Here is a 6,132-nt window from a genome sequence, read left to right as displayed (position 1 = left end):
GCGTCCGATCAGCCCGCTTGCGGTCACAAGTTCTTGGCTGTTCGAGAGATTTGATAGCGTTTGAGTCAGCTGATCCGTCGCTCCGATTTCTCGAATCTGACTGATTTGCTGGATCATTTCCGCATTGTCGGTCGGATTAAGTGGGTCTTGGTTCTGGAGTTCGCTAATGAGCAACTTCATGAAACTGTCGGTATCAACCGACGAAAAGCTGTCGTTGGTGCCGGTTTGTCCCGCCGATTCTTGAGAGGTGAAGTTGGCGGTGCCGGTTTGGCTGATTTGCGACATGGTCGAAACCCTTGATGCGGACGAATTTAGCGACGCGGGTGACTCCCGGTCGGGAGTTCGGTTGTACGATTTAGTCAACCGAGTTAGCGAGAGCAATCTTTTTGAGGGGGGGGGAGCTGGCTTGGAATCACTCAAAGAGACTGGTTCTGGCTGTACAGGATCGTATTCTTCCCCTTTTGGCCTGCACGGATGCTGTGCCCACCGTTGCGTTGCGGTTGGTCATCGAATAGCCTCAGAGAGCACGGCTGCAATCGAAGAGATTTAGCGTGTTTGCCGTTTCTTTCAGCCTGATCCATTTTCAAGATTAAAGGAATGAAAATATGTTGGCGTTGATGGTTTGGTTGATTGCCTGCGGATCTTCAATCTTGGCATTGGTTTGGGCCTACCGCTTCTATCGGGAAATGATGGGGGCGGACGAAGGCAACGCATTGATGCAAGAAATTGCCCAAAGTGTTCGCCAGGGCGCCAATGCTTATCTGAAACAGCAATACAAATGGGTCGCCATTGTTTTTGTCTTCGTGGCGATCTTGCTAGCAGTGGCGGCTTTTGTGTTGCGGGTGCAAAACGCATTTGTACCGATTGCCTTTTTGATGGGCGGATTTTTCAGTGGGCTGTGCGGTTGGTTCGGAATGAAGACAGCGACTTACGCCAGCAGCCGCACCGCCGCCGGTGCCCAGCGGTCGCTTAACGATGGGTTACAGATCGCGTTTCGCAGTGGCGCCGTGATGGGATTGATCGTGGTGGGGATGGGGCTGATCTACATTTGTTTTTGGTTCGCGCTGTTGTATTGGCTGCTGCCGCTGATCGACGAAGCCTATGCGATGAGTTTGCAACAGATTTCGGTCGCGATGCTTTCCTTTGGAATGGGAGCGAGTGCTCAGGCGTTGTTCGCCCGCGTGGGCGGCGGCATTTTCACCAAGGCCGCGGATGTCGGAGCGGACTTGGTTGGCAAAGTGGAACAGAGTTTGAAAGAGGACTCGCCACGCAATCCTGCCACGATCGCCGATAATGTCGGCGACAATGTTGGCGACGTCGCGGGGATGGGCGCCGACCTGTACGAATCTTATTGCGGATCGATCTTGGCCGCGTCGGCACTCGGGGTGGCGGCGTTTCAGTCGAGTCGTGGATTGCCCGAAGGTTATGATGTGACCACGGCTCAGCTGCAAGCGATGTTGCTGCCGCTGGCGATTGCTGGTGTGGGGATTCTCCTGTCCATCGTGGGGATCTATGCGGTCAAAACCGGCGAAGAGCCGACTCAGAAAGCACTGCTCAAGGCGCTTGGAAAAGGGATCAACCGATCCTCGTTGCTGGTGATGGTTGCCGCGGTGGTGCTTTCCGTCTGGTTGATGCCACCGGTGCCAGGGACGTTGATCTTTGGGATCATTCCCGGCATCGCCGTCAGTATTATCGTCGGTCTGGTTGCGGGATGGGGGATCGGTCAATGGACCGAACGCGTCACCAGCGATGAATACTCTGCGACGCGGAAATTGGCGAAGCAAGCCGAGACCGGCCCCGCGACGATCATCATTTGTGGGATTGCCGACGGAATGCTCAGCACCTGGGTTCCTGTGGTGATCGTTTGTGCGGCGATGTTGTTGTCGTTTGGGTTTGCCAACGGAGGTTCGTTCAACGATTTGAATTGTTTTTCATTGGGGTTGTATGGCGTCGGCATTGCGGCGGTGGGGATGCTAAGCACGCTGGGGATCACATTGGCGACCGATGCGTATGGCCCCATTGCCGACAATGCGGGTGGCAACGCCGAGATGTCGGGGCTCGAAGACGTGGTGCGTGAACGCACCGATGCACTGGATAGTCTTGGCAACACCACGGCGGCCACCGGCAAAGGGTTTGCGATCGGTTCGGCTGCGTTGACCGCGCTGGCGTTATTGGCCGCGTATGTCGAAGGGGTTCGCGATGGCATGGTCCGCTGGGGTGACGAATACGTTCACCACGAAGATGTTACCAGCGATGGCGTGTATCGAATCACGCCAGATTTGCTTGTCGAAAAGACGGGGGATGAATCGGAGGTGTTCCTGGTTCTGAATCCGTCGATTGACAAGGGCGAAGAGGTCAAGGCGTGGCGAAAAGCGACCGACCCCAAACTCGATTCCGCCACGGTGGCTTTACCAGGCGAGAAGCATTTTGGCCGAGTCGATTCGATCGGAGCCTCGATCGTCTCGGTACGCAGCGCCAACCTGAAAGATTTTTTGATCTTCTACGATGCGACGCTGATGAATCCTCGTGTCTTGGTCGGTGTGTTCTTGGGCGCGATGAGCACATTTATGTTTTGTGCGATGACCATGAAATCGGTAGGCCGCGCCGCGCAAGGAATGGTGATCGAAGTGCGTCGCCAATTCGAAGCCAATCCCGGTATTTTAGATGGCTCGGTCAAACCGGATTACGAGACGCCGGTCAATATCAGCACCAAGGCGGCGCAGCGAGAAATGATTTTGCCGAGTTTGCTTGGTTTGTTGATGCCAATCGTCGTCGGCGTCCTTCTCGGCGTCGGTGGTGTATTGGGATTGTTGGTCGGATGTTTGACCAGCGGGTTTTGTTTGGCGGTCTTTATGGCCAACAGCGGTGGATCGTGGGACAACGCAAAAAAATATATTGAGGCGGGAAATCACGGTGGAAAAGGGAGTAATGCTCACAAAGCAGCGGTTGTAGGGGATACGGTAGGAGATCCTTTTAAGGATACCAGCGGTCCCAGCTTGAATATTTTGATCAAGTTAATGAGTATGGTGAGCGTTGTCGTTGCAGGCTTAGTCGTTCGCTACTCGCTTGTTGCGATGGGAATTTTCTAAGCAAACGTTCAAACCGCGATAAACCATGACCAATCGAATCTCTGGGATTTTGACTCCGCACATCACTCCGGTCGACTCGCGGGGACGTGTCGATGAAGACCGCTTGTGCGAGTATATCGATTGGCTGATCGAACGTGGTGTCGATGGGCTCTACCCCAACGGCAGCACCGGCGAGTTTGTTCGTTTTACTCCCGAAGAACGACGCCGGATTATCCGAGTGGTCGTTAATCACACCGCCGGCCGCGTGCCAATTTTGGCGGGGGCCGCCGAGGCAAATGTCAAAGAAACGATCGCCGCCTGTGACGCCTATGGCGAAATGGGAGTTCGTGCGGTGGCGATTGTTGCCCCCTTCTATTACCGTCTCAGCGCTGAAGGGGTGTACGCCTACTTTAAAGAAATCGCGGACACCGTCTCGGTGGATGTGACGCTCTACAACATTCCAATGTTCGCATCGCCAATCGATCTACCCACGATCATCCGCTTGGCAGAGGAGTGTCCTCGAGTCATCGGAATCAAGGACAGTTCGGGGGACCTGCCTCAGATGATGCGAATGATTGCCGCGATTCGCCCGCAGCGTGACGACTTTTGTTTCTTGACCGGTTGGGACGCCGCACTCGTGCCGATGTTGATCGCCGGTGCCGATGGAGGCACCAATGCGTCGAGCGGCGTCGTGCCCGAATTGACTCGCGCGATTCACCGTACCGTACAGGCGGGGAATATCAATGAAGCGATGCGGTTGCAGTATCAGCTGCTAACGCTGTTTGACGCGATGCTCGGGCTCGGCGAGTTTCCCGAAGGCTTTCGAGCCGGAGCACGATCACGTGGTTGGGATTTGGGCCCCGGACGGGTTCCCATTTCGCAACAACAACGCGAAACGATCGCCCAAGCTCAGCGTGAGATTGATGTCTTGGTAGCCGGAGTGACCGAATCGGGACTGCAAACCGTGTTGCCATCCGAGACGATTGAGCAAATTGTTCAGCGGGTGATCCAGCAGTTGTAGTGGATCCGAGCGAGCAACAGAGATTTGTGTGTGCGTGTCTTGCCGCCATCAAGGATCATTGCCCTCGGCTTTGCTCTCGGCAATGGCCTTGTTCGCGGCGACCTTGTTCGCGGCACACCGCAAGCAGCGCGATCGCCGCTCGCGAAAACGTCGAATCCTACCGGGCGGCTTACGCCGCACCGTTATGAAATCACCTGTCTAGAATCCGATATGGATTCCGCCATGATGACGTGGATGGTGGTGGTAATGGTGATCGTGGTGGTAGTAATAACGAGGTCGATAGGCCGGAACGATGATCGGTTCTTGAACGATCACCGGTTGGCGAACGACAGGTTGAGCGATGATGGTCGGCGCGGCAACGCGAGCGGATTGTTGGATACCCGTGGGGGCATGTTGCATCGCTGAGATCACCGTCTCGCTTACGCCTTGTTGGTGCAACGCGATGATGTCGGCAACTTGCAGTTTTTGTTGCACGCCGCGTTGGCTGATTTGGTTCGCAATCACGTTGTCGCTCAGTCCACTGCGGCTCATCGAAACCACGTCGGCGATCGAAACGGCGGCTTGAGTTGCCGCGGTGTTGGCTTGTTGGGCTTGATAGTACTGTTGTTGCGTTTGGTAGTATTGTTGCTGTTGCTGGTATTGGCGTTCTTTATCCGCAGCATTGCCAAGCAATCCTCCGGTGACAGCGCCAACGACGCCCCCGATGGCGGCGCCCGCACCCGCTTCGCCGTTGTGGTCTCCGATTAAACCGCCGGCGACCGCTCCGGCCAACCCGCCCAAAGTGGCACCACGCTGAGTGCCTGCTTGGCCGTACCCAACACTGGGCAAACAAATGGCGACCGCGCTGATAATCCACCAGCGAAAGCTTGGTTTTGAAATCATGAATAGCATCCTTGCATTGCCGACCGCTTTAAAAGCGGGAGAGTCGAAGCGGTCAGCTGACTGGGTGTGAATGGTTCAAATGCCGGTTCGAACCGAGATGACGATTCCACGCATCGATTATCGACACGCATCTATTATCGAACCGACTTTAAGCGGGATTTGAGACTATCTAATAATTTGCGGAGCGGTTTGGAATCAATGCCAATTTTTTCGGCGTTGGATGCCGCCCGCCCGCAAAACATTTTCGCCCCCGATTTGCGAATCCCCCGCCGGGTGGTCAAAAATGCGTGATTCTTAGCGAGGCGGATCCGGGGTATGACCGCCGATGTTGGAGATCGCACGAATGAAATCGTTGGCGCCATCAAATTCGCGATAAACGCTGGCAAAGCGGATAAAGGCGACCTGGTCCAGCGATGCCAAATGTTTCAGCACAATGTCACCGATCTGAGTCGCTGTGACTTCGGAATCGAACGACTCGTAAATGTCGGCCTCGATCGTCTGCACGACCTGCTCAATTTTGGAGCTTTGGATGGGGCGTTTGGAACAGGCGCGTTCAATGCCACGGCGAATTTTTTCGCGGTCCAGGGGTTCACGGGTTTGGTCGCTTTTGACGACCCGAACGTTCAATTGCTCGAGTTTTTCCAAAGTCGAGAAGCGTCGCTGGCACGACGAACAGACCCGTTTTCGTCGCACGATGTAGCCCCCTTCGGCGGCTCGGGTGTCAAGAACTCGGTCGTTATCGACGTGGCAGTAAGGACAACGCATGCGTCAATCAGTTTCAATAAATGGGGGGCAGTGATTCCATAGTATCGGAAACCAGGGGGCAGTGTCGCAAGGGCTTGCAGGCCAGCGAGCAGCCGCAAAACAGCGAGAACCTCGATTTTGCCCTCGCGACCCGCTTGCGTCTCCCTCGGTCGCCGAGCAGCCTACGAGTCGAGAATGCGAAAATGCATCGCCCAAGAGGAAATGTATCGCGAAAGCGGGTCGACGAAGGGGGCTCGATGGCTGGGGGCGGTCGAGCCGACGTCCGCGATTCTCAGAGGGGCTGTCGCTCAGCTCATTCCGACGCGATACAATCTTAATTGCGTTTCAAGGGAGCAACCGAGCGTGATCCGAGAGCCTGCCTGGGGGCGGCACTCGATCGCGCAGAGGCATTGGCGT

The 6,132-nt window shown here is 55.5% G+C and carries 5 protein-coding genes; 2 read left to right on the top strand and 3 right to left on the bottom strand.

From position 1 onward, the window contains the following. A partial coding sequence (locus tag ABX962_RS27260) for a flagellar hook assembly protein FlgD (protein ID WP_372724143.1) occupies positions 1-285 on the bottom strand: 285 nt, incomplete at its 3' end. Positions 286-605: 320 nt separating this feature from the next. Here ABX962_RS27260 and ABX962_RS27255 point away from each other — a divergent pair. Next, on the top strand, positions 606-3,089 hold the full coding sequence (locus ABX962_RS27255) for a sodium-translocating pyrophosphatase (protein WP_372724141.1): 2,484 nt from the start codon (positions 606-608) through the stop codon (positions 3,087-3,089). A 25-nt stretch (positions 3,090-3,114) separates the two neighbouring features. Beyond that, a complete protein-coding gene (locus ABX962_RS27250) occupies positions 3,115-4,089 on the top strand; it encodes a dihydrodipicolinate synthase family protein (protein ID WP_372724140.1) in 975 nt (324 codons plus the stop codon). A 198-nt stretch (positions 4,090-4,287) separates the two neighbouring features. Here the strand turns inward: ABX962_RS27250 and ABX962_RS27245 are convergent, their stop codons facing one another. Together ABX962_RS27245 and nrdR are read right to left on the bottom strand one after the other, a co-directional pair. Then, positions 4,288-4,971 carry a glycine zipper domain-containing protein gene (locus tag ABX962_RS27245; RefSeq protein WP_372724138.1) on the bottom strand — a complete coding sequence of 228 codons (684 nt, stop codon included), beginning with the start codon at positions 4,969-4,971 and terminating at the stop codon, positions 4,288-4,290. A 294-nt stretch (positions 4,972-5,265) separates the two neighbouring features. Further along, complete coding sequence (gene nrdR / locus ABX962_RS27240) at positions 5,266-5,736, bottom strand: transcriptional regulator NrdR (protein WP_339937366.1); 471 nt, start codon at positions 5,734-5,736, stop codon at positions 5,266-5,268. Positions 5,737-6,132: the final 396 nt, after the last annotated feature.

This window comes from Novipirellula sp., from assembly GCF_041583735.1.
Taxonomy (GTDB): domain Bacteria; phylum Planctomycetota; class Planctomycetia; order Pirellulales; family Pirellulaceae; genus Novipirellula.
This window is presented reverse-complemented; position numbering and strand designations above follow the sequence as displayed.

Coding starts and splice junctions, on each gene's coding strand:
- ABX962_RS27255 (WP_372724141.1), top strand. CDS start 606: ATGTTGGCGTTGATGGTTTGGTTGATTGCCTGCGGATCTTCAATCTTG.
- ABX962_RS27250 (WP_372724140.1), top strand. CDS start 3,115: ATGACCAATCGAATCTCTGGGATTTTGACTCCGCACATCACTCCGGTC.
- ABX962_RS27245 (WP_372724138.1), bottom strand. CDS start 4,971: ATGATTTCAAAACCAAGCTTTCGCTGGTGGATTATCAGCGCGGTCGCC.
- nrdR (WP_339937366.1), bottom strand. CDS start 5,736: ATGCGTTGTCCTTACTGCCACGTCGATAACGACCGAGTTCTTGACACC.